19 protein-coding genes are annotated in these 22,774 nt (G+C 34.1%); 16 read left to right on the top strand and 3 right to left on the bottom strand.

The window, feature by feature from the left end; all coding sequences use genetic code 11:
- Nucleotides 1-128 precede the first annotated feature (128 nt).
- From ACFOWM_RS11135 to ACFOWM_RS11150, 4 genes are read left to right on the top strand one after another with little or no spacing between them, the layout of a single operon-like run.
- Complete coding sequence (locus ACFOWM_RS11135; RefSeq protein ID WP_379709990.1) at nucleotides 129-2,156, top strand: KUP/HAK/KT family potassium transporter; 2,028 nt, start codon at nucleotides 129-131, stop codon at nucleotides 2,154-2,156.
- 27 nt (nucleotides 2,157-2,183) lie between these two features.
- On the top strand, nucleotides 2,184-2,492 hold the full coding sequence (locus ACFOWM_RS11140; protein ID WP_379709992.1) for a rhodanese-like domain-containing protein: 309 nt from the start codon (nucleotides 2,184-2,186) through the stop codon (nucleotides 2,490-2,492).
- Nucleotides 2,493-2,512: 20 nt separating this feature from the next.
- Nucleotides 2,513-3,301: an alpha/beta hydrolase gene (locus tag ACFOWM_RS11145; RefSeq protein WP_379709994.1), complete on the top strand. Its 789-nt coding sequence runs from the start codon at nucleotides 2,513-2,515 to the stop codon at nucleotides 3,299-3,301.
- A gap of 9 nt (nucleotides 3,302-3,310) precedes the next feature.
- Nucleotides 3,311-4,120 carry an alpha/beta hydrolase gene (locus ACFOWM_RS11150; RefSeq protein ID WP_379709997.1) on the top strand — a complete coding sequence of 270 codons (810 nt, stop codon included), beginning with the start codon at nucleotides 3,311-3,313 and terminating at the stop codon, nucleotides 4,118-4,120.
- Here the strand turns inward: ACFOWM_RS11150 and ACFOWM_RS11155 are convergent.
- Both ACFOWM_RS11155 and ACFOWM_RS11160 read right to left on the bottom strand, forming a co-directional pair.
- Nucleotides 4,115-5,023, bottom strand: coding sequence for a S66 peptidase family protein (locus ACFOWM_RS11155; RefSeq protein ID WP_379709999.1), 909 nt, complete (start codon nucleotides 5,021-5,023; stop codon nucleotides 4,115-4,117). The two genes, ACFOWM_RS11150 and ACFOWM_RS11155, sit on opposite strands and share 6 nt — an antisense overlap.
- A gap of 1 nt (nucleotide 5,024) precedes the next feature.
- The gene (locus ACFOWM_RS11160) at nucleotides 5,025-6,053 is read right to left on the bottom strand and encodes a S66 peptidase family protein (RefSeq protein ID WP_379710002.1); all 1,029 of its coding nucleotides are present in this window, start codon (nucleotides 6,051-6,053) and stop codon (nucleotides 5,025-5,027) included.
- 143 nt (nucleotides 6,054-6,196) lie between these two features.
- On the opposite strand from ACFOWM_RS11160, the gene metG reads away from it, so the two are divergent.
- The 8 genes from metG (at nucleotide 6,197) to ACFOWM_RS11200 (ending at nucleotide 17,492) form a co-directional block, all read left to right on the top strand.
- Nucleotides 6,197-8,329 carry a methionine--tRNA ligase gene (metG, locus tag ACFOWM_RS11165; RefSeq protein ID WP_379710004.1) on the top strand — a complete coding sequence of 711 codons (2,133 nt, stop codon included), beginning with the start codon at nucleotides 6,197-6,199 and terminating at the stop codon, nucleotides 8,327-8,329.
- Nucleotides 8,330-8,510: 181 nt separating this feature from the next.
- Nucleotides 8,511-9,563 carry a WG repeat-containing protein gene (locus ACFOWM_RS11170; RefSeq protein ID WP_379710007.1) on the top strand — a complete coding sequence of 351 codons (1,053 nt, stop codon included), beginning with the start codon at nucleotides 8,511-8,513 and terminating at the stop codon, nucleotides 9,561-9,563.
- A gap of 136 nt (nucleotides 9,564-9,699) precedes the next feature.
- Nucleotides 9,700-10,149, top strand: a complete 450-nt coding sequence (locus ACFOWM_RS11175) for a hypothetical protein (protein WP_379710009.1) — start codon at nucleotides 9,700-9,702, stop codon at nucleotides 10,147-10,149.
- Between the two features lie 3 nt (nucleotides 10,150-10,152).
- Nucleotides 10,153-10,578: a hypothetical protein gene (locus ACFOWM_RS11180; RefSeq protein WP_379710012.1), complete on the top strand. Its 426-nt coding sequence runs from the start codon at nucleotides 10,153-10,155 to the stop codon at nucleotides 10,576-10,578.
- A 174-nt stretch (nucleotides 10,579-10,752) separates the two neighbouring features.
- The gene (locus ACFOWM_RS11185; RefSeq protein WP_379710014.1) at nucleotides 10,753-13,131 is read left to right on the top strand and encodes a 3-hydroxyacyl-CoA dehydrogenase/enoyl-CoA hydratase family protein; all 2,379 of its coding nucleotides are present in this window, start codon (nucleotides 10,753-10,755) and stop codon (nucleotides 13,129-13,131) included.
- A 117-nt stretch (nucleotides 13,132-13,248) separates the two neighbouring features.
- Entirely contained in the window at nucleotides 13,249-15,675 is a 2,427-nt protein-coding gene (locus ACFOWM_RS11190) for an alpha/beta hydrolase family protein (RefSeq protein ID WP_379710016.1), read from the top strand.
- A 91-nt stretch (nucleotides 15,676-15,766) separates the two neighbouring features.
- The gene (locus tag ACFOWM_RS11195) at nucleotides 15,767-16,657 is read left to right on the top strand and encodes an ABC transporter ATP-binding protein (RefSeq protein ID WP_379710018.1); all 891 of its coding nucleotides are present in this window, start codon (nucleotides 15,767-15,769) and stop codon (nucleotides 16,655-16,657) included.
- 13 nt (nucleotides 16,658-16,670) lie between these two features.
- Nucleotides 16,671-17,492, top strand: a complete 822-nt coding sequence (locus ACFOWM_RS11200; protein WP_379710020.1) for an ABC transporter permease — start codon at nucleotides 16,671-16,673, stop codon at nucleotides 17,490-17,492.
- Between the two features lie 16 nt (nucleotides 17,493-17,508).
- Here ACFOWM_RS11200 and ACFOWM_RS11205 read toward each other — a convergent pair whose 3' ends face one another.
- Nucleotides 17,509-18,435 (bottom strand): TIGR01777 family oxidoreductase, encoded by a 927-nt coding sequence (locus tag ACFOWM_RS11205; protein ID WP_379710023.1) that lies wholly within the window; start codon nucleotides 18,433-18,435, stop codon nucleotides 17,509-17,511.
- A 201-nt stretch (nucleotides 18,436-18,636) separates the two neighbouring features.
- Here ACFOWM_RS11205 and ACFOWM_RS11210 point away from each other — a divergent pair, with 201 nt between their 5' ends.
- The 4 genes from ACFOWM_RS11210 to ACFOWM_RS11225 all read left to right on the top strand — a co-directional run bounded on the left by ACFOWM_RS11210 (nucleotide 18,637) and on the right by ACFOWM_RS11225 (nucleotide 22,757).
- On the top strand, nucleotides 18,637-20,163 hold the full coding sequence (locus ACFOWM_RS11210; RefSeq protein ID WP_379710025.1) for a hypothetical protein: 1,527 nt from the start codon (nucleotides 18,637-18,639) through the stop codon (nucleotides 20,161-20,163).
- 33 nt (nucleotides 20,164-20,196) lie between these two features.
- Nucleotides 20,197-21,177: a DUF6427 family protein gene (locus ACFOWM_RS11215; protein ID WP_379710027.1), complete on the top strand. Its 981-nt coding sequence runs from the start codon at nucleotides 20,197-20,199 to the stop codon at nucleotides 21,175-21,177.
- Between the two features lie 282 nt (nucleotides 21,178-21,459).
- Nucleotides 21,460-22,149: a phosphoribosylformylglycinamidine synthase subunit PurQ gene (gene purQ / locus ACFOWM_RS11220; protein ID WP_379710029.1), complete on the top strand. Its 690-nt coding sequence runs from the start codon at nucleotides 21,460-21,462 to the stop codon at nucleotides 22,147-22,149.
- A 149-nt stretch (nucleotides 22,150-22,298) separates the two neighbouring features.
- On the top strand, nucleotides 22,299-22,757 hold the full coding sequence (locus ACFOWM_RS11225; RefSeq protein WP_379710032.1) for a protein-disulfide reductase DsbD domain-containing protein: 459 nt from the start codon (nucleotides 22,299-22,301) through the stop codon (nucleotides 22,755-22,757).
- Nucleotides 22,758-22,774: the final 17 nt, after the last annotated feature.

Raw genomic sequence — 22,774 nt, forward strand, 5'->3', positions numbered from 1 at the left:
TTGCTTTTTGTAAAGTTGGTTATAATAAAATGTGCAGAAATCTGTATCGGTTTATTCAAAATTTTCCGTTTACATTTGTAAAAGTTTTGTTAGTTTTTTTGCTAACAAAGTTTTAAAAATCTTTTTTTGTGGGTAAACATATCAACAAAGTTTCAGCTGCAGGTATTGTTATTGCGCTGGGCATTATTTATGGAGACATTGGTACTTCTCCACTCTACGTTTTCAGTGAAATTATTAACGGTAAAGTTATTAATGATTTTTTAATCATTGGTGGGCTATCGTGTATTATTTGGACCTTAACCTTACAAACTACCATTAAGTACGTTATACTTACTTTAAAGGCTGATAATAAGGGTGAAGGTGGTATTTTTTCGCTGTACACCTTAGTGAGGCGACAAAAAAAATGGTTGGTATTACCAGCAATGATTGGTGGTGCAGCGCTTTTGGCTGATGGTATGATTACGCCTCCCATTACCGTTACTGCTGCTGTGGAAGGGCTTGATAACCTCCCCATATTGCATGGTATACAGCTTAAAACCATTATAATAATTGTATTGGTGATTTTATCTGTGCTGTTTTTTATGCAGCAGTTTGGTACCAACTCCATAGGCAAATTATTTGGACCAATTATGATTATTTGGTTTGCAATGTTAGCCGTTTTAGGAGCAGCACATATTGCAGACGATTTACAAATTTTAAAAGCATTTAACCCTTATTATGCGTTTGATTTATTGGCGCATTACCCTAAAGGATTTTTATTATTAGGAGCCGTGTTTTTGTGTACCACCGGTGCTGAAGCTCTTTACAGCGACTTAGGGCATTGTGGTAGAGGCAACATTCGCTACAGTTGGATATTTGTAAAAACAGCGTTGATATTAAATTATTTAGGTCAAGGTGCATATTTATTGAAAGAACATAGAGGAACCATATTTGCCACCAAAGAGTTTTTAGAAGATAAAACCTTTATGGCCTTACACCCTTTGGCAAAAGAAATGAGTAATCCGTTTTATGGTTTAATGCCTAGTTGGTTTTTAACCATTGGTATTGTAATAGCTACTATTGCAGCCATTATTGCTAGTCAGGCTTTAATAAGCGGTTCATTTACTTTAATAAGTGAAGCCATTCGTTTAAACTTGTGGCCTCGTATGAAAATTAATTATCCTTCAGAAGCGAAGGGACAATTATTTATACCGGGCATTAATACCATGTTGTACTTAGGTTGTTGTGGTATTGTATTATACTTTCAAACATCAGGTGCTATGGGCGCTGCGTATGGTTTAGCTATAACATTGTGTATGTTGGCTACTACTATTCTAATGGCCAATTATATGATCACCAAAAGGGTAAACCAATGGTTGATATACGTATTCCTTTTTGTGTTTTTAAGTATTGAAATTAGTTTCTTGTTAGCTAATCTTAATAAATTTTCACATGGTGGTTATGTTACTTTAATTATTGGCGGCTTATTGTTCGCTGTTATGTATATATGGTTTAGGGCTCGTAAAATTAAAAATAGGTATGTTGAGTTTGTAAGGGTTGATGAGTATGTGCCAAAGTTAGAAGAGCTTAGTAACGATACCACTGTACCTAAGTTTGCTACGCACTTGGTATATTTAACCAGTGCCGATAACCCTAAAGAAATTGAACACAAAATTATTTACAGCATATTAAGTGGCAAACCAAAACGAGCCGATATTTATTGGTTTGTACACGTTGATACTTTAGATGACCCGTATACATCAGAATACTCCGTAACACATATTATACCAAATGATATTATTAGGGTTGAATTTAGGTTGGGCTTTAGAATAGCACCTCGAATTAACCTCATGTTTAAACGAGTGGTAGAAGATTTAGTGGCCAACCGAGAAGTAAACATTACGAGTAGGTACGAAAGCCAGCAACGTAATAATATAGTAGGCGATTTTCAATTTATTGTTTTAGAGAAATTTTTAAGTCAAGATAATGAACTGCCTTTCTTCGAAAAATTGATTATGAAAGGTTATTTCTGGATCAAAGAAATTTCGTTGAGTGAAGAAAGGGGTTTTGGTTTAGAACAAAGTAATGTGATGGTAGAGAAATTTCCGTTGGTAGTTGCACCTATTGGTAAATTAAAAATGACCAGGGTATTTCATAACGAAGAAGAAGGGTATTAACATCACTTTTTAAACCAGCTGTTACCATTGAAAAGTATTACGCCTACTGCATTACAACAACAAATACAATCAGGTGAGTCGTTGGTATTAATTGATGTGAGAGAGCCGTTTGAGCATCACGATTTTAATATAGGCGGTACATTAATACCCATGCAAACAGTGTTAGAACGCATTGATGAAATACCGTTAACTGGTAATGTTGTATTGTATTGTGCCAAGGGTATAAGAAGCGGTATAGTAATTCAAAGGTTAGAGGAAAAATTTGGATACACTAATTTAACTAACTTACAAGGAGGTATGTATGCATGGCGTAACACTTTCGGTGATATTGTTTAATTATTTGCAAACCACTTTTTTTGAATAGTACTTTAGTTTATATCATTGTTGGTTACATTGTACTCATGGCATTGGTGTACTTTATACAAGAGTACTTTATTTTTAAGCCAGAAAAACTACAGCAAGATTTTCAATACGTTTACGATATACCGTTTAAAGAATTATTTTTTGATGTAGAAGATGGTGTTCGTATCAACGGGTTGCATTTTACCGTTAAAAAACCTTTGGGCTTGGTTTTATACTTTCATGGAAATACCCGTAGTATTAAGGGTTGGGCAAAATACGCCAGAGATTTTTTAAGATATCAATATGATGTAGTGTTGGTTGATTACCGTGGCTTTGGTAAAAGTACCGGCAAACGTAATGAACATGATATGTTGAAAGATATGCAGTTTGTGTATGATACGCTTGCAGTGCAGTATACAGAGCACCATATTATTGTTTATGGTAGAAGTTTAGGTAGTGGTTTTGCTGCAAAAATAGCTAGTGATAATAAGCCTCGGTATTTAATTTTAGATGCACCATATTTTAGTTTTACAAAAGCTATTGAACGTTTTTTGCCAATTTTACCCATAAGATATTTGTTGCGTTATCATTTACGAACAGATAAATGGATCAAGCATGTTAACTGTCATACCTACATTATACACGGTACAAAAGATTTTTTAATACCCATTAGCAACAGTGAAAAATTACAAGCATTGAGCCCCAAAAAAATTACGCTGTTACGTATAGAAGGCGGTGGGCATAATAATTTACCTAGTTTTAATGCTTATCATAATTTATTGAGAGATATTTTACAATACTAAACAATCAGCATGCCCATTCAGCCATATAAAATTTACCGTATCATTAAAATTACTTTGTTAATATATGCACTCATTGGTATAGCCTTATATTATTTGCAAGAAAAATTTATTTTTCACCCCACACCAATGGCAGCAAAGGATTCGTTTCATTTTACACAAAAATTTGAAGAAGTACGTTTACCCATTAATGATGATGATACATTAAGTGTAGTTAAATTTTTTACAGACGATACACTTAAAAAAGGCGTTGTGCTTTATTATCATGGTAACAGAGGCAACATTACCAGGTACGCTAGTTTTGTGAAACCTTTTACTGATAACGGTTACGATGTTTGGATGGAAGATTACCCTAGCTTTGGTAAAAGTGTAGGCGTATTAACAGAACAAAAATTGTACAGCCAAGCATTGCAAGTAAAAAAAATGGCAGATGCTCAATTTAAGACCGAACAAATTATCATTTACGGAAAATCATTAGGTACTAGTATCGCAGCGTATGTAGCTAGCGAATCACCTGCACAACAGTTAATTTTAGAAACGCCATACTATAGCATGCAATCGTTGTTTAAAAGATATGCTTTTATATACCCCACTTCATTAATGTGTAAATACAAATTACCCACTTATACTTTTTTAAGTGCAGTAAAATATCCTGTAACCATTTTTCATGGTACTAATGATGGTGTAATACCTTACAGCAATGCCTTAAAGTTAAAAAATGTATTTAAAACGAATGATACTTTTATAACGATTGATGGTGCTGATCATCAAAATATAAACATTCAACCAAGCTATTACTCAGCGTTAAAAAAATTATTATAGTTCTTTCAACGTTACGGTCTCTTTGCTGATATTTAATTCATGTACGAGCCCATGTTTTAAAGCATAGTTTTCCTTTGCATGGCTTACGGGGAAATCAAAACAAACGGGGTATGGGTAAGGGGCTACTATATCTTTGATTATTTCATATACCGTTTTACCAAAAGGCCTTTCTGTATCTTTCATATCTGTGAAGCCTCCAATAATTAATCCTGCTAACTCATCTAATTTGCCATTGCGTTTTAGTTGATACATCATTCTGTCAATATGGTATAATTGCTCACCTAAATCTTCTAAAAATAAAATACAGTTTTTTGTTTTAGGCGCTGAGCTGGTGCCCATGGTATGTGCTAATAATGTTAAGTTGCCACCAATCAATTTTCCTTTTACTTTACCTAATTTATTGAAGTTATGTGGCGCCACTTCATATTGTGCTTTGTGGCCAATTAGTGCCGCTAATAGTGATTGTACATAGGGATTTTTGTATTCATCGTTATTAAACGCACCTGCCATAGAAGCATGAAGAGAAGCTGTTTTATATTGTTCAAACAAATGCGTATGTAAAATTGTAATATCACTAAAACCAATAATCCACTTAGGGTGTTTTAAAAATTTTGAAAAATTAATGTCCTCAATAATGCGACCTGTTCCATAACCACCCCTACCGCATAAAATAGCTTTGATGTTTTTATCATCTAAAAATTGTTGTAACTCTGCTAAACGATCTGCATCTGAAGCACTAAAATAATTTTTTGATTTACTACCAACTGTATTACCAATTACAACTTTATACCCTTGTTTTTGTAAAACTGATACACAAGTTTTAATATTTTTTAAAGGCATATAACCAGCCGGACAAGTAATAGCAATTGTATCACCAGCATTTAAATATGGAGGAATCAACATCTTATTGTAATGATTTTAATTGCACAAAATTACTTGAAACATTTAACTCATGTAATGCACCCAACTTTAAGGCGTAATTATTTTTTTGATGCCCAACAGGAAAGTTAAAACATACTGGGTAATTGTATTCATTTACTTTTTCTAAAACAATCTCCTCAATCGTTTTGCCGAAGTCTTCACCTTCATCATCTTTTTTAATTTTAAAACCACCAATAATTAAGCCTGCTAATTGGCGCAACTTGCCACTTCTTTTTAAATTATAAAACATTCTATCAATACTATACAAATATTCACCAGTATCTTCTACAACTAAAATTTTATTTGCTGTATTAATATCGCTAACAGAACCAGCAAGGGTTTCAATTGTTTTTAAATTGCCGCCAACTAATGCCGCAGTAACAATACCTGTTTTATTTTGAGACTGAGGTATGGCTTCATACTGCATTGCATTGCCTTTTAAACATTGTTCAATACTTTGCAACGTTGCTAGTTGAACAGGTTCAGCTATGGAAGGGTTTACAAAACTGTTACACATTTTTGCATGTATTGTTGCTATACCTAACTGACGTTGTATATGGCTGTGTAAAACGGTTACATCACTAAAACCAATAATCCATTTAGGGTGTTGTTTGAATTTTGAAAAATTAATTTGGTCTACAATTCTTATCAATCCATAACCGCCTCTTGCAATCATGATAGCATCAATGGAGTCATCGTTCAACATCGATTGTAGATCTGCTAACCGCTCAACATCTGTACCGCCAAATGTGAAATATTTTTTGCCAATTGTATTACCCATCTTTACCCGAAAACCCCAGCTTTGCATCATCTCAACAGCATCTTTACAATCAACTTCATTAATAAAGCCAGCAGCACTAGTAATACCAATACAACTGCCTTTTTTTAAATAGGGTGGTATTTTGGTAGATGAATTTATGGTACCTGAATTGATTAATTTTGTTGTATCGCCAAACACACTCCATGAAGTAAGTGCCATTGAAAAAGCGCTGATAAATTTTTTTCGATGCATAAAGTGCTGTTTTAGCTTTTTATTAGTTCAATTTACTCAAATTTCGCTATTGCCATTACATTCGATATTTTTGCAGCAAAATAACCGTTCATAGTCGCAATAGTTTCGCATGTATTGAATGAACGGCTTTTAAAAATTTATATATGACAACACCTAAACGATATTTAGTAACATCAGCCCTACCATATGCCAATGGTCCAAAACATATTGGTCACCTTGCCGGTGCTTACTTACCTGCAGATATATATGTACGTTACCTACGTGCACAAAAAAAAGACGTGGTGTATGTTTGTGGAAGCGATGAACATGGCGCTGCTATTACTATACAAGCCATGAAAGAAAATACAACGCCTAAAGCAATTGTTGATAAATACCATGCAATGCTTAAAAGCAATATGGCTGATTTAGGTATTTCTTTTGACATTTACCATCGTACTTCTGAACCTTTACACCATGAAACAGCGCAAGCTTTTTTTACCGATTTAAATGATAAAGGTTTTTTAGAGCAACACGAAACTGAACAGTTTTATGATGAACAAGCACAAACATTTTTAGCGGATCGATATATTGTAGGTACTTGCCCTGTTTGTGGGTACGATAATGCCTTTGGTGATCAATGTGAAAAATGTGGTACTTCATTAAGTCCGGAGCAGTTAATAAACCCTCGTAGCACTTTAAGTGGTAATACGCCCATCAAAAAAGCTACTAAACATTGGTATTTACCCCTCAACAAACACGAAGATTTTTTACGTAAATGGATTTTAGAAGATCATAAAAATGATTGGAAATCAAATGTGTTAGGCCAATGTAAAAGCTGGCTCGACTTAGGTTTGCAGCCACGTGCCGTTACTAGAGATTTAGATTGGGGTGTACCCGTACCTGTTAAAGGTGCCGATTCAAAAGTGCTCTATGTTTGGTTTGATGCGCCTATTGGTTATATCAGTGCTACAAAACAATGGGCACTTGATCATGATAAAGATTGGAAACCTTATTGGAATGATAAGGAAACCAAATTGGTGCATTTTATTGGAAAAGATAACATCGTTTTCCATGCTATCATCTTCCCTGTAATGTTGCAACTGCATGGTAATATTTTACCAGACAATGTGCCTAGTAACGAGTTTATGAATTTGGAGGGCGATAAAATGAGTACCAGCAGAGGGTGGAGTATTGAGATGGAAGATTACATCAACGATTTTGTAAAACAACCCAACGGTGGCGAACAATTGGTAGATGCTTTACGTTATTACCTCACCGCTATTGCACCCGAAACAAAAGACAGTGAATTTACATGGAAGGGTTTTCAAGATGCTGTTAATAGCGAACTCGTTGCTGTTTTTGGTAATTACATTAACAGAGCTTTTGTATTAATGCATAAGTTATGTGGGGGTAAAGTGCCAAAGTTTCACAATGATTTAATGGATGATGCTGATAAGCAATTGTTGGCTGATATACTTACCACTAAAGCAACTATTGAAAAAAGTATTGAAACCTATCATTTTCGTGATGGACTTGCCGAAGTTATTGCATTGGCACGTAAGGGAAATAAATACATGCAAGATAAACAGCCATGGATCACAGCTAAGCAAATAGGCGATGATGGCCAGCCAACTGAAGCAGCACAAGCACTCATTGATAATTGCATGCACATTTGCTTACAGTTAGCAGCAAACTTGGCAATTTTCATCAATCCATTTTTACCAAACACAGCAAAAAAAATGTGTTATATGATGAAGGTGGTTGATAAAATGCTCGATTGGGATAATGCAGGCACAACCAAGTTATTGAGTGTAGGTTATAGTTTAAGAGCACCCGAATTATTATTTAGAAAAATTGAAGATGCTGAAGTGGCTGCACAAATTGAAAAATTACAACAAAAAAGTAACCAACTTAAAATGAACGAACAATCAACCGATGCGGCTGAAACACCTGCTGCACCTATATTAAAAGATACAATTCAGTTTGATGACTTTGCAAAAATTGATTTGAAAGTAGGTACTATTACCGCCGCTGAAAAAGTAGAAAAAGCTGATAAATTATTAAAACTTACCGTTGACCTCGGTTTTGAAATACGCACCATTGTAAGTGGTATTGCCTTACATTTTACCCCAGATGCTATTATTGGTAAACAGGTAGTAGTGGTGGCTAATTTAGCACCCCGTAAAATGAGGGGTATTGAAAGTAATGGTATGATTTTAATGGCAGAAGATGCTGCTGGCAAATTAAAATTTGTAGCACCCAATGAAACAACGAATAATGGTGCTGGTGTAAGCTAATATATTTAATATTATTTGTAAAAAGCGAAAACTTGGTTTTCGCTTTTTTATTTCCCCCAAGTGTTGCCTTTATTCCACAAGTATATTTAAATAAGGTTAATAATGTAGGCATTCTAATTTTGGTAACACATTTGCTTTTCATGTTAATACAAATACATAATACATTAAAATATACATTTTTATGAAACAGAAATATAGCTTCCTCTTAGTATTGTTGGCAATTAGTACCAGTTTGTTTGCCCAAACAATTGATTATTCTTTAGTGCCATACAGACAAGGCAATAAATGGGGTTTTGCGGATGCTCAAAAAAATATAGTAATTGCACCAAAGTATAACGATGTAAACTGGTTTTCAGAAGGTTTAGCAGCAGTACAAATTGGATCAAAATGGGGTTATATCAACAAACAAGGTAAGTTGGTAATACCTGCAAAATTTACTGTAGCAAAATCATTTAGAAAAGGTTATGTACCTAACGCAAATAAAGCAGGTGGCGATTCTATCTTATTTGCTGGCGCTTCATTAGATGCTAGCGGATATGAAAAATGTATTACAGCTAAAGGTGTAGTACTCACCAAATGTCCTGCTATTAATGAAAATGCTGTAGTTGAAAATCGTATTCCAATTGAATCTGTTACTATTGAAAAAACATACAGCTTACCTAATAACAATGGTTTGTTTGACAAGGTAGTTGATGATTATAAAGTGCCGGGTAACGATGAAACATTTTACATTGCTCAAAAAAATAATTTGTACGGTGTTTTTAATAGTAAGTTCGAAACAATTGTTCCTTTTGAATATAACAGTATCAAACGTATACAATCAAACGGAACACAGTTTTTACAAGTGCGTAAAAATGAAATGAATGGTATTATTAAAGGTGATGGTGTACAAGATATTGCTCCTGAGTATTCAAATTTAGTTTTAATAAAAGCTGATAATAATAAAGATTATGTTATCGTTAAAAAAGATGGTAAAACATACGTGAAAGATATCATGAACAATGATGTTATTAGTAACAGTTTTGCTGATATTACTTATGATAACAATGGAGGTTTTGTAGTAACCGATAATAACAATATGAAAGGTTTTTATTTTATGGATAATACCACTATTGCACCCAAGTATGCTGATGTACGTATTATCAATCGTAATAGTAAGTATTTACAAATAAAAACCAGTAGTGGTAAAGTGGGTTATATTAATACCAATGGTGATGAATTTTTTGTAGAATAGTTTTTTCATTTGTCCTTTTATATATGCCCTTCCTTTTTGGAAGGGCTTTTTTATTTGTCGACCAAATGACCATACGAATCGTTGAACGTTACTGTAGCGCTCTTTTTCATTGATAATTTTACAAAAAATTTAAGTGATGAAATGTTTCTTAATAATGGCGTTCATTTGTTTAGCTGCATCTTATACAATTGATTATAATAAAATTGATACTCAGTATGCATATATAACCAATGTGTATACAAAAAATGATACAACATTTATAGCAGCAGATTTTGTACAGATGCTTACAGGTAAACAAGCTATAAAAGCTGCACAACAAAAAGGTTTGGCTGATACTACTTATAATGACGACGGCACAAAAATTACCAATATTTATGTAGCCAATGATTATATTATTGTAAACCAACAACCTATTGTGCGTACTTTTGCAGTGGCAAACAATGCTGTATTTACAGAAGAAAATCTAACAAATAAAAGAGCAGTAATGTCAAAGAAAATCTTCGTAAAACAATTTAAAAATAACCTATACTTGCTTACTTTTAAGGCAGGTATTGTCACTAACATTCATAAAGTTTATTTACCTTAAAATATGCGTAAAAAATATATATTGGTTATTGTTTTATTTGCTTTTGCCATTGGTGGCGGTATTTACAATTATATTTTTACAAAAACCGGTATTTATAAAAATGTTACCAACCAAGGCAGTACAACGCTTAAAGGTAATAGTGCCACTATTGGTGTTTGGAATGATGGTTTAAATAATGCAGCTTCCATCGCTTTGTATTTGGATGATACACTCATCATCGATTCTCTACAACTTTCTTCAACACCTTACGAACATCAGTTAAATAACCTCACTAAAGGTGATCATATAATGAAAGTAAAAGTTATAAATACTGGTGCATCTACAGCAGTATCGCCACGTTTCAGTATAACTGATGCCATTAAAATCACTTCTTTCAACATCAATTCCTCAAAAGATTCTATTGGTGCCTACACCATTATTGTACCTTAAAAAAGGTGAATATTAGCTCAATATTAAATTTCTTTTGCTCGTAATTTAAAAATCCTAACTTCGGTTTTTAAAAATAGTTGTTTAACTAACTAAATTTTAAAAATTGATAAAAGTTGATGGTGCAACCAACTTGTACCCTATTAAGCAAATAGAAAAAATAATAAACATAATCAAATGAAACGTACAATTAAAAAAGTAGCCGTGTTGGGCAGCGGTGTAATGGGTAGCAGAATTGCAGCACATTTTGCTGGCATTGGTTTACCCGTTTTGTTGTTAGATATGGTTCCTAAAGATGTTGCTGCTGATGCAAAACCTGCAGAACGTAATAAAATTGTAAACGATGCTTTGGCAGCTGCCATAAAATCTAATCCATCACCAGTATTTACAAAGTCGGTTGTAAAAAAAATAACCACAGGTAACTTTACTGATAACATGAAAGATATTGCTACCGCCGATTGGATTATTGAAGTGGTGGTAGAACGTTTAGATATTAAGCAGCTTATTTTTACAGAAGTAGAAAAATATCGTAAACCCGGTACGCTTATCACCTCAAACACATCGGGTATTCCTATACACATGATGGCTGAAGGTAGAAGCGATGATTTTAAAAAGCATTTCTGCGGCACCCACTTTTTTAATCCGCCGAGGTATTTACGTTTATTAGAGATTATACCAACGCCATTTACTGATGTTGAAGTGGTTGATTTTATAATGCATTATGGAGATTTGTATTTAGGTAAAACGACCGTATTAGCAAAAGATACACCTGCTTTTATTGCAAATCGTATTGGCGTTTTTGGCATGATGGCTATTATGAACACCATGGAAAAATTAGGTTTGTTAATTGATGAGGTAGATGCTTTAACAGGTCCTATCATTGGCCGACCTAAATCAGCTACCTTCCGTACGGCCGATGTGGTTGGTATTGATACATTGGTAAAAGTAGCCAATGGCGTAGCAGCAAATTGTCCTGATGATGAGGCGAAAGCTATATTCAATATACCTACATGGCTTAATAAAATGATTGAAAATAATTGGTTGGGCGATAAGTCTGGACAAGGTTTTTTCAAAAAAACAAAATCAGCTGATGGTGCAAAAGATATTCATGTTTTAAACTTAACAACGCTTGAATATGAGCCACGTAAAAAGCCAAAATTTGCTACACTTGAAGCAGCAAAACCAATTGATGATTTAAAAACGAGGTTAAAAGCATTGGTAGCAGGGCAAGATAAAGCTGGTGAATTTTACAAACAATTTCACTATGCATTGTTCTCTTACATTGCCCATCGTATACCAGAAATAAGTGATGAATTATACCGAGTAGATGATGGTATGATGGCAGGTTTTGGTTGGGAAATTGGCGCATTTGAAAGTTGGGATGCACTTGGTGTTGCCAAAACAACAGAAGCTATGAAAGCAGCTGGTTATGCAGTTCCAAGCTGGATTGACAACATGTTGGCCAGCGGAATAACCACTTTCTACAAAACTGAAAACGGTAAAAAATATTGCTATGATGTGGTTACCAATGCTTACAAAGTATTGCCAGGTGGTAGTGCCTTTATTGTAATGCGCAACTTTGCCAATGAAACCGTTTGGAAAAACAGTGCTTGCAGAACTTACCATTTAGGAGATGATGTTTTGGGCCTAGAGTGGTATACTAAAATGGGTAGCATTGGTGGCGAAGTATTAGAGGGTATTCAAAAATCAATTGGCTTAGCAGAAGAAAAATATAAAGGGTTGGTAATTGCAAACGAAGGCCCCAACTTTAGTGCTGGCGCAAACGTAGGTATGATATTTATGTTGGCTATTGAGCAAGATTATGATGAAATTGATATGGCCATTCGTATGTTCCAAAATACTATGATGAGGGTACGATATTCATCCATACCAGTTGTATTAGCACCGCATGGTTTGGCTTTAGGTGGTGGTTGCGAAATTTGTTTACATGCTGATAAAGTAATTGCTGCTGCTGAAACATATACAGGTTTGGTTGAAGTTGGTATAGGTGTAATACCTGGTGGCGGTGGCACCAAAGAGTTTGTGTTAAGGGCTGCAGATGAAATGCATGCTGGCGAACCTGAAACCATTACCTTACAAAATCGCTTCTTAAATATTGCAACTGCAAAAGTAGCTACATCAGCCTTTGAAGCTTTTGAAAATGGTATTTATAGAAATGGTACCGATGCCGTGGCTATGAACCTCAGCAGGCGTATTGCCGATGCTAAAAAAGCGGTGATTGATTTATATGATGATGGTTATGTAATGCCTGTGCAACGTACAGATATTAAAGTATTGGGCAGGGCTGGTTTAGGTGCAATGTATGCTGGTATCAATGGTATGCACAAAGGAAAATATGCCACCGATCACGATGTTACCGTTGCAAAAAAATTAGCATATGTAATGTGCGGCGGCGATTTAAGTGAACAAACATTGGTGAGCGAACAATATTTATTGAACCTTGAAAGAGAGGCTTTCCTTAGCTTAACTGGCGAAAAGAAAACCTTAGAAAGAATACAAAGTATTTTAAAAACAGGTAAACCTTTAAGAAATTAATCGTTATTTAAAAATGTACAAAGTCGCCAATTTTGGCGACTTTTTTTATGTTCCTATTCAATTTCAAACTTTTACTTATTGATATTAGTTATCTTCAATCTTCAAAATTTTTGAGATATGAAACGTATGCAGTGGATAGTAAAATGTACTATTTTTTTAATGATTGTGTTGGTTAGCTACAATGCTAGTGCACAAGATGCTGTCGGTTATAAACAACCTCCAAAAGAAATTGCAGATTTATTATTAGCAAAACCAACACCTAGTATCAGTGTTGATGAAAAAGCAGTTTGGATGTTAATTAGTGAACGCAATTCATATCCTACTGTTGAAGAGTTAGGTCAACCCGAGTTGCGTATAGCTGGGCTACGTTTAAATCCTAATAATTATTCGCCAAGCAGGCAATCGTACATTAACAACTTTACTTTAAAAAATATTAAAACGAATGCTACGTTTACAATAACAGGCTTACCTAAAAATTTATTAGCTAGTAACGTAAGTTGGAACAGTAGCCAAACTAAAATTGCTTTTACCAATACCACCAACTCAAGTATAGATGCTTATATTATTGATGTGGCTGCACATAAAGCAACCAAAGTAAATAAACGTCCGCTTAATTTGGTAAGTGGCGAAGGCTTGTTTTGGTTCGATGATAATGCAGTCATGTACCAAGTGGCAGTAGCACCTGTAAGTAAAGCACCCAAAAAGCCAATTACGCCCAATGGCCCAACGGTACAACAAAATATTGGTAAAGCAGCACCAGGTCGTACTTATCAAGACATGATTAAAACGCCGTACGATGAAGCAATATTTGAATTTTTAGCAACATCACAATTGGTGCGTAATAATAATGGTATTGAAACCAATATTGGTGCACCAGCAATATTTAATAGTATTGATGTTTCGCCAGATAAAAAATATATTTTAACCGAAACAATCCACAAACCATTTTCTTATGTAGTGCCTTCAAGCGACTTCCCTTCAACTGTTTCAGTGTTAGATGCTGAAGGCAAATTGGTAAAAGTAGTAGCTGAATTACCAAGTAGTGAAACAAGGCCTTCCGGTAGCGATAATGTGCAAGATATTTCAAGAGGGTTTAATTGGAGAGCCGACAAGCCAGCAACTATTATTTACAGTAAACCATTAGATGGTGGTTTAATGGCTAATAAAATGGAATTTCATGATGCTGTATATGCATTAGAAGCACCATTTAAATCAGATGCAAAAGAATTGTTTAAAACCAATATGCGTTTTAGAGGCGTTACATGGGGTAATGAAACTTTTGCTTGGGTTTCAGAAGGCTTAACTGGTAAACAAGTTACAAGAGTGAGCCGCTATAACCCTACCACAAATACTGTTGAGAAGTTGTTTGAACGTAATACAACTGATGCCTACGCCAACCCTGGTAGCCCAATCACTGAAAAAAATAGCTTTGGTAGAAATGTAATAAAAGTGATGAACAATACACTTTTAATGAACAACCCGGTGGGTTCATCTCCAAAAGGCGATTTACCCTTCTTGGCTAAGTTTGATTTAGCAACCAAACAATCAACCATATTGTGGCGCTGTGGTGATGATAATTACGAATACGTAGTGGATGTAGTTGATGCTGATAATTTAGTATTATTAACGAGAAAAGAAGCTCAAAAAGAAGTTCCTAATTATTATATCAAGAATTTGAAATTGAGAATGGCTGATGTTGCTATTACAAACTTCAGTAACCCGTACCCGTCGCTTGATGGTGTTACCAAACAAAAAGTGAAATACAAACGTGCCGATGGTGTTGATTTAACAGGCGATTTATATTTGCCTAAAGGGTATGATGCTGCAAAACAAGGTCCGCTGCCATTACTTATTTGGGCATACCCTCGTGAGTTTAATAGTGCAGCTGATGCTGCTCAAATACGAGGTAGTAGTAATCGTTTTACAACTATAAATTGGGCTAGCCCTATATTTTATGTTACACAAGGGTTTGCTATTTTAGATAATGCAGAAATGCCTATTGTAAGTACAGATAGTACAAAAAAACCAAATGATAATTTTATTGATCAGTTAAAAATGAATGCAAGTGCAGCTATCAGTACATTAGCTGCAATGGGTGTGGCCGATAGTAATAGGGTAGCAGTAGGTGGTCATAGTTATGGCGCATTTATGACAGCTAATTTATTAGCACACACCAAATTATTTAAAGCAGGTATAGCTCGTAGTGGTGCCTATAATAGAACCTTAACACCGTTTGGTTTTCAAAATGAAGATAGAACGTACTGGCAAGCGCCGCAGTTGTATAATGAAATGAGCCCCTTTAGTTATGCTGATAAAATTAAAACACCATTGTTATTAATACATGGTGATAGTGATGATAACCAAGGTACTTTCCCTATAAACAGCGAACGTTTGTATGCTGCAATTAAAGGCAATGGCGGTACCGTTCGTTTTGTTTTTTTACCTTACGAAGCCCATAGCTATAGAGGAAAAGAAAATTTATTACATATGCTTTGGGAGCAAAATGAGTGGTTGATAAAATTTGTAAAAAATGCTGGTAAATAAATAATACCAATTACGTTTTTTATAAACCATTTAAATAATATTATTTTTAATTGTTATAAGTTAATCATTTCTTTACAGCAAAATATTTCGAATGGCTATACTTTCGGTTGATAATTTAAAAAAGAATTACGGCAAAATAGCAGCTTTAAAAGGTGTAAGTTTTAAAGTACCCAATAGCTGTGTTTACGGCATATTAGGCCCTAATGGTAGTGGTAAAACAACGCTGTTAGGTATCATTATGAATGTGCTAAAAGCAAGTAGTGGTTCATACCAATTGTTTGGTGAACCTGCAACCGATGCACACCGCAAAAAGATTGGAACATTATTAGAAACACCTAATTTTTATCATTATTTATCGGCTGTACAAAATTTGAAAATTACAGCTGCTATTAAAGGTTTAGGTACAGATGATATTGAGCATGTATTAGCAACCGTTGATTTATTAAAACGTAAAGATTCGCCTTTTAGTAGTTACTCATTAGGTATGAAACAACGCCTAGCTATTGGTGCAGCTTTATTAGGTAACCCTGATGTATTGGTTTTTGATGAACCTACCAATGGTTTAGACCCTGTAGGTATTGCTGAAATAAGAACACTTATTAAAAACTTATCAGCACAAGGTAAAACCATTATAATGGCCAGCCATTTGTTAGATGAGGTTGAAAAGGTATGTACGCATGTAGCTATTTTAAAACAAGGTACGTTACTAACATCAGGCCCTGTAAAAGAAGTATTTGCAGGTAATGATATTGTACAACTAGCATCATCATCAATAGATGCTTTGTTAAATATTGTTTCACAATATCCCACCGCTCAGCAAGCCACTATATTAAATGGCATGGTTGAAGTTGCTTTTACCGCAGGTACGGTTGATTTAGCAGCAATCAATCAATATTGTTTTGAAAAAGGTATTGTGCTATCGCATTTACAATTAAAGAAAAGCAATTTCGAAAGTAAATTTTTACAACTCACCAACAACTAACTGAACGTATACAATGAAAAAATTATTATCAATTGAATGGTTAAAACTAAAGCATTATGGCGCTTTTAAAGTATTAGCTATATTTTTTGTAGTAGGAGTCATACTTACAAATTACCTAGTGTATATTTTTAATAAAAATGTGATCGGTAAAAGTGAAGGTGCACAAATGCTTTCATTTTCGCCATATAGTTTTAATAATACTTGGCAAACCACTAGCTATGCAACCGGTTTTTTAATCATATTACCTGCAATGTTGCTCATCATCATCATTACAAATGAGTATACTTTTAAAACCAATCGCCAAAATATTATTGATGGTTGGAGTAGGCATGAGTTTATTTCAGTAAAACTAGTTTTGGCTCTTTTATTTGCTGTAGTAAGTACTATTTTAGTAATATTAACTGCTTTAGGTTTTGGGTTTGCATCAGGTACTAGCTTTGGTTTAAATGGCGTTTCTCACGTTGGCTTTTTCTTTTTAAAAGCATTAACCTATTGTTTATTCGCTGTATTAATTTCTGTGATTATTAAAAAGACAGGCTTTGCTATTGGTCTTTATATGATTTATGTGGTGCTAGAAAATTTTGTTTCACAAATGCTTGATATTGGCAGTATAAAATTGAAAAAAGATACGGGTGCTGATTTAGGTAGTGTAGGTGATTATTTACCATTAAATGCTTCTGATGGTTTACTAACCTTCCCCGAAAACCCATTAAAAACCATGGCAAAATCAGTTTTACCTACTGATTATACTTGGTTGGTAGTAGCTTTCGCTATTTTTTACATTGTTTTATTTGTTGTATGGAGTCGTAAAAAATATACCAACGCTGATTTATAAGCAGCGTTGGTATGTATTATGCTTCATTTTCTATTGCAGCAACCGCAGTATTAATATCATTATACAAAAACGTATAACCTTGTTGCTGTATTTTTTGAGCACTCACCGTAGCACTTTTTAAAATCTCGATACTACGCTGGCCCAACATAAGTTTTAAAACAAAAGTGGGCACATGTAATGGAATGTAAAATGAACCTTTCACTTTTTTAGCAATGGCTAAAGTGAGGGTTTTATTATTTACGGGCTTTGGTGCTACAGCATTGTAGCTTCCTTCCATGTGGTCGTTTTCTAAAGCAAAAATAAATTGCTTACACAAATCATCTATATGTATCCAACTTACCATTTGTTTACCATCACCTAAAATACTGGCTACACCAAATTTTAGAGGCATTCTAAATTCAGCATAAGCACCACCTTTTTTGCTTAAAACAATACCGGTTCTTAATTTACAAACCCTTATGCCTAAAGTACTGGCTTCACCAATACTTTTTTCCCAAGCATCGCAAACTTTTCCTAAATAAGCTGCATCAGCAGGTTCATCTTCTGTAAAAAAATGATGGGGTTTAATATCTGGTCCATACCAGCCAATAGCTGATGAACTTACAATAACTTTTACATGATGATTAATGCGCTTTAAAGTATTTACTAATAGTGCACTACTTTTTGTTCTGCTTTCTTCAATCACCTTTTTGTATTCAGGTGTCCATTTTTTATCCATTACACCTGCACCTGCTAAATGAAAAATCGCATCAGCATTGGTTACAGCATTTTCATCTATACTATTATTGTTAACATCCCACAAGGCATAACTCACATTTGCAGTAGCCACTTTATCTTTCAAGCTTCTTGTTAAAATAATTACTTTATAGTGTTTTTCTGTTAAATGTTTTATTAATGCTGTACCAACCAAACCGGTGCCGCCTGTAACCAATATCGTTCGCATAAATTAAATTTTAGTATTACAAAGTTATCTAACAAATTGGTAGCCAAAATTGTAATTATTTAAACATTTAGTACTTCATTTAATTCGTAATTTTATAAAGCAGTTATATTGAAAGATTTTTATTTTGTTTAAAATGTCATTTCAAATAATAATTGAACTTTTATAATATCATTGGTACAGTATTACCACAAAATAAATAGTATGAAGGCAGGTAGATTTATAGTTGCATTAATTTGTATGTGTAGTTCGGCTGTTGTAAAGGCTCAAAATATCACTTACTCAGAAATTGAGAAAGCTGATGGTAGAAATTTGAATTTTGAAATACTGGGAAATTTTTCGGGCAATTATTTGGTGTATAAAAACCTTAATAAAAGGCAGGATATTACCATTTACAATAACGACATGACCATTAAAGATAACATCAAACTTGATTTTATTTCTGATAAAACGAATAACATTGATTTTGTTACCTACCCCAACGCTTTTATTATGGTATGGCAATTTCAAAAAGGAAATGTGTTTTATTGTAAAGCGGCTAAAATGGATGGTAATGGACAATTAATTGGAACGGTACAAGATTTAGATACTACTAAATTAGGTTTCTTTTCAAACAGTGTATACTATCACTTTACATGGAGTGAAGACAAAAAGAAACTCCTGCTCTATAAAACACAAAATAAAAATGATGACTTTAACTTAACTACTAAAGTTTATAACGATCAATTAATTTTATTGGATAGTTCCCGTAAACTATTATCATATAACAACCGCAGAGAAGATTTTGGTGAATTACAAATTGATAATGCTGGTAATATCATCTTCTTTAAAGTAAAAGAAAATGCACGTGAGGAGTATATTAATACATTAGCATTACATTTTAAAAAACTCTATAACGATACACTTTTTACAACTGCAATACCACTTGATGATCGCTTAATACAAGAGCCTAACATTAAAATAGATAACCTAAATGCTCACTATGTTATCAATACTTTTTTGTACAAAAAAAATAATGGAAATGTAGAAGGGTTATTTACAGCAGTTATTAATCAATCAAATTTTACCATTGAAAATAAAGCTATAAATATTTTTGATGATAGTGTACGCTCAAAACTATCTGGTAAGCCCGATTGGCGTTCTGCCTTCGATGATTTTCAACTCCGTAATATTATATTAAGAAAAGACGGTGGCTTTATCGCTATTACAGAAGAGTATTATCGCCGCAGGCGCTTTGGTAGTGGGTTTGATGATCGATATTATTATCGAAACCCTTACAACCAATTTTATGCATCGCCGTCTGATTATTATTTGTACAACAGAGGTTATTACGGTTATTACAGGCCTTATAATGATGGTAGTAATAGAGATATCATCTACAATTATAATGATGTAATAAATTTTAGCTTTAATAAAAATTTGCAAATGCAATGGAACAGCATCATTAATAAAACTACTAGCGATGTTGAAACTGATAACTTTTTATCATTTGCTAACATGAACGCAGGGGCCGAAATCTATTTTTTATTTTTACAAAAAGATAATAACCGTCAAATTTTAAGCTGTCAAGCCTTGCAGGCAGATGGTACTATTATTAGGTATGCTACCTTAAAAAGTAGGGAAAATGGCTACAATTTTATGCCAAGGTTAGCACGCCAAACAGGCTATCGCCAAATGATTGTACCTTGTACCGTAAGAAACAATATTGCATTTGCAAAAATTGATTTTTAGCTTTGCATTTTTATCAATATAATTTTTAGTAGCGTGACGGGCATATTTAAAGCCAATAATCCATCTGGCAATGCACTCTTATTTGTATATGCCATTTTATTAAAACTGCCATTATTTATACATGGGCAAATGCCACAATTACAACCGCTTGATGGTATTTTTTATAAATTATTACTTAATGCAATAGCGCCTATTGGTAAAGGGTTTTCGAGTTTTTATGGCGTCATTACTTTTTTACTACTCTTTATTCAAGCAATAAGTTTTAATAGCATTGTAAACGGACAACGATTACTAAAACAGCACAATTATTTAACCGGAATGAGTTATTTACTCATCACCTCCATATTTAGTGAATGGTTTACACTATCTGCACCGTTAATTGTAAATACCATTTTAATCTGGATTTGGGGTCGCCTTTGCACATTGTACAATAACCCTAACCCTAAAACAAGCATTTTTAATATTGGTTTAGCAACTGGTATTGCAGCATTTTTTTATTTTCCCTCAGTATGCTTTTTGCTATTAATTATAATAGGTATTGGTATAGCTCGGCCATTTAGGTTACAAGAGTGGTTATTAGGTTTGTTAGGTATCATCACTCCTATATACTTTTTTGCATCATACTTATTTATAAATAACAAATGGAGCACTTATAAATACCCCGGGTTTCACTTTTCATTGCCACATATTAGTAACAGTAAGTGGTATATAGTAGCAGGTATCATACTATCATTATCCGTAATAATGGGGTTATATTTTATAAATGCTAACATGCGTAGGCAAGTTGTGCAAACTCGTAAAAGTTGGCAGTTGTTATTTTTATACATTTTTGTAGCTGCTATTGTACCACTATTAAATGCTGGGGTAAACTTTACTTATTTCATTTTGTTGGCAGTACCCTTAGCGCCAGTGGTTGCAGCTAGCTTTTTTTATCCTCAAAAAAAATGGCTGCCATTTTTATTACATTGGAGTTTTGTAGGCATTTACTTAGCAGTTCAATTTTTTAATAAATAGTGGCGCAACCCTTTGCTGCTGCAAAATTTCGTAAGTATTTCTTCAATTATATCAAGTAGCTACCATTGTTGGCAAAGGGTCGGGCTTTACGCTACTACGCCTCGCCACAAGCCTACCCACAAGGCTTCAGCTGTGGGGTAGCCGCTGCAATCCCTTGCGCTAGCGTTTCCAAAAAAGTGTTGGTTAATCATTTCATGTTTATATTATCTGTATTACTTTCTATCTTAAAAAAAGTAGCAATAAATAAATGCAGTATTTTTGCAATAATTAAACAATGCTTCCATGAAATTTGGTGTAGTTATATTCCCCGGTTCCAATTGCGATAGAGATATGTTAGATGCTTTGCAGCATGATTTACAACAAGAAGTAGTGGCTTTATGGCATAAAGATAGTGATATAGCAAGCTTTACAACCAATGATTGTATTGTGTTGCCCGGTGGTTTTAGTTATGGCGATTACTTACGTTGTGGTGCCATTGCTCGTTTTAGCCCAATGATGCAAAGTGTTATTGCATTTGCAAATAAAGGTGGTAAAGTGTTGGGTGTGTGTAATGGTTTCCAAATTTTGTGCGAAAGTGGTTTATTACCGGGTGTTTTATTAGCCAATGCCAACCAACAATTTGTTTGTAAAAATGTATACATTAAAAATACAAATGACGCTTCGGCAACACCTTTAATGATACCTATTGCACATGGCGAAGGTAGGTTTTATGCAGCGCCTGATGTGTTGGCTGCTATTGAAGCCAACCATCAAGTAATTTATCGTTATTGCGATGCTGCAGGTAATGTAAACGAGCAAAGTAACCCCAATGGCACTACCAATAATATTGCAGGTATCAAAAATGCACAAGGCAATGTGTTTGGCATGATGCCTCACCCCGAAAGAGCTTGCAATGCTGCCCTTGGTAATCAAGATGGTGTGCAAGTATTTGAAACCTTATTAGGTGTTATAGCACAAAACATTATTGCATAATTTTTTTTGAGCGGTTGTTAGGAAATCGTTTTAACAACGTATTAATGCTACAACATTATAACTTTGCATAGAAAGTTGCCTTATTTATTGTTATTTTTTAGTACCACTAAATTTACTAAGCAGCATTACAATGTTTAAACATACATTATATGAAAAAAATAATACTGTTTTTATTGGTTACTACCTTAGCCATTAGCGTAAATGCCCAAATTGAAAACCCCGTAAAATGGACTTACACTGCTAAAAAAGTGAAAGCTGATGTGTACGAACTACACATGACAGCCGTGCTTGAGCCCAAGTGGCATATATATGCGCAAGTAGCAGGTGAGGGGCCTGAGCCTACAGCATTTTCGTTTGCGAAAAACCCTATTATAAAATTAGAAGGGGCTGTTACTGAAATAGGTAAGTTAGAGAAGCAATTCGATAAAAATTTTAACTCAACCCTGCAGTTTTATGGCAATAAAGTTGATTTTATACAAAAGGTAAAACTAAAATCACCCATAAGTACTATTGCTAAAGGTACTGTTACATACATGGTTTGTAACGATAAAAAATGTTTACCTCCTAAAGATGTACCATTCTCGATCAAGATAGATCCTAAATCATAATTGATATCATTTCAAAT

This window comes from Ferruginibacter yonginensis (genome assembly GCF_042651465.1).
GTDB classification, from domain to species: Bacteria; Bacteroidota; Bacteroidia; order Chitinophagales; family Chitinophagaceae; genus Ferruginibacter; species Ferruginibacter yonginensis.

Excerpts from the sequence above, each read along its gene's own strand:
- ACFOWM_RS11150 (WP_379709997.1), top strand. The coding sequence starts at position 3,311 with ATGCCCATTCAGCCATATAAAATTTACCGTATCATTAAAATTACTTTG.
- ACFOWM_RS11155 (WP_379709999.1), bottom strand. The coding sequence starts at position 5,023 with ATGTTGATTCCTCCATATTTAAATGCTGGTGATACAATTGCTATTACT.
- ACFOWM_RS11160 (WP_379710002.1), bottom strand. The coding sequence starts at position 6,053 with ATGCATCGAAAAAAATTTATCAGCGCTTTTTCAATGGCACTTACTTCA.
- metG (WP_379710004.1), top strand. The coding sequence starts at position 6,197 with ATGACAACACCTAAACGATATTTAGTAACATCAGCCCTACCATATGCC.
- ACFOWM_RS11170 (WP_379710007.1), top strand. The coding sequence starts at position 8,511 with ATGAAACAGAAATATAGCTTCCTCTTAGTATTGTTGGCAATTAGTACC.
- ACFOWM_RS11175 (WP_379710009.1), top strand. The coding sequence starts at position 9,700 with ATGAAATGTTTCTTAATAATGGCGTTCATTTGTTTAGCTGCATCTTAT.
- ACFOWM_RS11180 (WP_379710012.1), top strand. The coding sequence starts at position 10,153 with ATGCGTAAAAAATATATATTGGTTATTGTTTTATTTGCTTTTGCCATT.
- ACFOWM_RS11185 (WP_379710014.1), top strand. The coding sequence starts at position 10,753 with ATGAAACGTACAATTAAAAAAGTAGCCGTGTTGGGCAGCGGTGTAATG.
- ACFOWM_RS11190 (WP_379710016.1), top strand. The coding sequence starts at position 13,249 with ATGAAACGTATGCAGTGGATAGTAAAATGTACTATTTTTTTAATGATT.
- ACFOWM_RS11195 (WP_379710018.1), top strand. The coding sequence starts at position 15,767 with ATGGCTATACTTTCGGTTGATAATTTAAAAAAGAATTACGGCAAAATA.
- ACFOWM_RS11200 (WP_379710020.1), top strand. The coding sequence starts at position 16,671 with ATGAAAAAATTATTATCAATTGAATGGTTAAAACTAAAGCATTATGGC.
- ACFOWM_RS11205 (WP_379710023.1), bottom strand. The coding sequence starts at position 18,435 with ATGCGAACGATATTGGTTACAGGCGGCACCGGTTTGGTTGGTACAGCA.
- ACFOWM_RS11210 (WP_379710025.1), top strand. The coding sequence starts at position 18,637 with ATGAAGGCAGGTAGATTTATAGTTGCATTAATTTGTATGTGTAGTTCG.
- purQ (WP_379710029.1), top strand. The coding sequence starts at position 21,460 with ATGAAATTTGGTGTAGTTATATTCCCCGGTTCCAATTGCGATAGAGAT.
- ACFOWM_RS11225 (WP_379710032.1), top strand. The coding sequence starts at position 22,299 with ATGAAAAAAATAATACTGTTTTTATTGGTTACTACCTTAGCCATTAGC.